At 72.9% G+C, this 2,824-nt stretch carries 3 protein-coding genes; 2 read left to right on the forward strand and 1 reads right to left on the reverse strand.

Features of this window, described 5'->3' with window-relative positions; translation table 11 throughout:
* Nucleotides 1-748 (reverse strand): MFS transporter (locus AB0G02_RS34015; RefSeq protein ID WP_360802629.1); only part of this gene is annotated, 748 nt, incomplete at its 3' end.
* Nucleotides 749-914: 166 nt separating this feature from the next.
* On the opposite strand from AB0G02_RS34015, the gene AB0G02_RS34020 reads away from it, so the two are divergent.
* A complete protein-coding gene (locus AB0G02_RS34020) occupies nucleotides 915-1,823 on the forward strand; it encodes a helix-turn-helix transcriptional regulator (RefSeq protein ID WP_360802632.1) in 909 nt (302 codons plus the stop codon).
* A 4-nt stretch (nucleotides 1,824-1,827) separates the two neighbouring features.
* Nucleotides 1,828-2,799 carry an aldo/keto reductase gene (locus AB0G02_RS34025; protein ID WP_360802635.1) on the forward strand — a complete coding sequence of 324 codons (972 nt, stop codon included), beginning with the start codon at nucleotides 1,828-1,830 and terminating at the stop codon, nucleotides 2,797-2,799.
* Nucleotides 2,800-2,824 lie beyond the last annotated feature (25 nt).

The following is a 2,824-nucleotide window of genomic DNA, read 5'->3' on the forward strand; positions in this document are numbered from 1 at the left end:
GCGGCACGAGCGCGGACGGGGAGCCCCACCCCACGTCACCGACCGTGGAGATGCCGTACACCAGGGCCAGCAGGCCGACCGTGGCCAGCAGCGCGCCGGGCACGTCCAGCCGCGCCGGGTGCCGTTCCTCGTCCTTGGCCAGCAGCGTGATCGCGCCCGCCAGCACCACCGCGCCCATGATCACCAGGATGAGCATGGTCCAGCGCCAGTTGAGGCCGCTGGTGATGACGCCGCCGCCGATGGTGCCGACGACGAAGCCGAGCGACAGCAGCGCGCCGCTCACGCCCAGCGCCTTGTCCCGCCGCGGCCCCTCGGGGAACGACGCGGTGAGCAGGGCCAGTGCGGTAGCGCCGACCATCGCGGAGCCGAGGCCCTGGCCCGCCCGTGCGGCGATGAGCACCCACGGTGCCGTGGCCAGGCCCGCGACCAGCGAGAACACCGTCACGATGACCAGGCCGAGGATGAACAGCGGGCGCCTGCCGACGAGGTCGGACACGCGGCCGAACAGCAGCAGGAACCCGGCCGTGGGCAGGATGAACGCCGTCATCACCCACTGGAGCTGGGCCGCGCCGCCGAAGTCGAGGCCGCGGTCGATCGCGGGCAGCGCCACGGTGACGATCGAGAAGTCGAGCGAGATCATGAACTGGGCCGCGCAGACGGTGATCAGCGTGAGCCACCCGCGCAGGCCGAGGCCGGCTGTGGTCTCGCTCTGCGTGGACGCGGCCCCGGAGCCGGTCGTGGTCGTCATGATTGCCTTTGCCCTCCCCGAGCTGGTGCGCTCTCAGCCGTTGTGCTTGTGGCTCGATCGTGGCGCGCTCGCGCGGAGCTACCCAGTCCTCCGCGGAAGGTACGACCGCTGTTCGTAGCACTGGCAGTGTTAGTTCCGCGGTGCCGGGTTCGGCCACAATCGGGGTATGGACCGGCTCAACGACCTCGGTGAGTTCCTCCGCTCCCGGCGCGCGCAGCTGCGCCCCGAACAACTGGGTCTGGTGAACTACGGGCGCAGGCGGGTCGCCGGGCTGCGCCGCGAGGAGGTGGCCCAGCTCGCGGGCGTCAGCGTCACCTACTACACCCGTCTGGAACAGGGGTTGACCGATCGGGCGTCCGACGCGGTGCTCGACGCGGTGGCCCGCGTGCTGCAGCTCGACGAGGAGGCGCGCGCCCACCTGTACCGGCTGGCCCGCGGCAGGCGCGGCGACCGGTTGAAGGCGCGCAAGCCCGAGAAGCTGCGGCAGTCCATCGCGCTGATGGTGGACTCGTTCGCCGCGGCCGGGGTGCCGGCGCTGGTGATCGGGCGCTCGACCGACGTGCTGGCGTGGAACCGGCTCGCGCACGCGCTGCTCGCCGGGCACCTGGACTTCGACGCGCCCTCCCGGCCCGCGGACCGGCCGAACATCGCCCGCATGGTGTTCCTCGACCCGCACGTGCGCGAGCTGTACCCGGACTGGAAGCGCAAGTGCCGCGACACCGTGGACGACCTGCGGGTGGTGGCCGGCCTCTACCAGGACGACGCGCGGCTGGCCGAGCTGGTGGGCGAGCTGAGCATGAAGTCGCCGGAGTTCACCGCGCTGTGGAACAACCACTCGGTCAAGGCGTGCGCCTACATGATGCGCGAGTTCCGCCACCCGGTCGTCGGCCCGCTCACGCTGGCCAACGAGCTGCTGGTGCTGCCGGACGACGACGGGCAGCGGATGGCGCTGTTCCACGCCGAGCCCGGCTCCGCGTCGGAGGCGGCGTTGCGGCTGCTGGCCGACCTCAACCAGCCGAGCGCGCCGGCCCCGCGGTCCGCCGAGCCGCAGCACTCCGTGAGCAACGGTGGGTGAGGGCGTGGCGACGGGGAAGCTCGGCGCGCTTGAGGTGTCCGCGCAGGGTCTGGGCTGCATGGGCATGAGCGCCTACTACGGCCCGCGTGACGACGTCGAGTCGGTCGCCACGATCCACCGCGCGCTCGACCTCGGCATCACGTTCCTGGACACCGCGGACGTCTACGGCCCGTACGTCAACGAGGAGCTGGTCGGCCACGCGATCCGCGGTCGGCGCGACGAGGTGGTGCTGGCCACGAAGTTCGGCGCGGACCCGGAGGAGAACCGCATCCGGGGCGACGCGCCGTACGTGAAGCGGGCCTGCGACGCCTCGCTGCGGCGGCTCGGCGTGGACCACGTCGACCTGTACTACCTGCACCGGGTGGACCTCGGCACGCCGGTGGAGGAGACGGTCGGGGCGATGGCGGAGCTGGTCGCGGCCGGCAAGGTGCGGCACCTGGGCCTGTCCGAGGTCACCGCGGCGACGCTGCGACGCGCCCACGCCGTGCACCCGATCGCGGCGGTGCAGACGGAGTGGTCGCTGTGGTCGCGCGACATCGAGCGCGAGGTCGTGCCGACGTGCCGCGAGCTCGGCGTGGGCGTGGTGCCGTATTCCCCGCTGGGGCGAGGCTTCCTCACCGGGCGCTTCCGCGCGGCGGGCGACTTCACGCGCGACGACTTCCGCGCCTCCGGCCAACCCCGGCTGTCCGGCGCGAACCTGGACCGCAACCTGGAGCTGGTGCGGGCGTTGGAGGACCTCGCCGCCGAGTGGGGGCACACCGCCGGTCAGCTCGCGCTGGCGTGGCTGCACCACCAGGGCCCCGACGTGGTACCGATCCCGGGCACCAAGCGGCGGGAGTACCTGGAGCTCAACGCCGCCGCACGGGACGTCGTGCTGTCCCCGGGGCAGCTCGCCGCGATCGAGGCGGCCGTGCCCGCGCACGCCGTGGCCGGGCCGCGCTACCACCCCGAGGCGATGGCCAACATCGACGTGTGACCGGCCGCGGGGTCCGTGCCACCGG

The sequence above is a fragment of the Actinosynnema sp. NPDC023658 genome (assembly GCF_040639995.1).
Taxonomy (GTDB): Bacteria; Actinomycetota; Actinomycetes; order Mycobacteriales; family Pseudonocardiaceae; genus Actinosynnema.

Excerpts from the sequence above, each read along its gene's own strand:
- AB0G02_RS34020 (WP_360802632.1), top strand. The coding sequence starts at position 915 with ATGGACCGGCTCAACGACCTCGGTGAGTTCCTCCGCTCCCGGCGCGCG.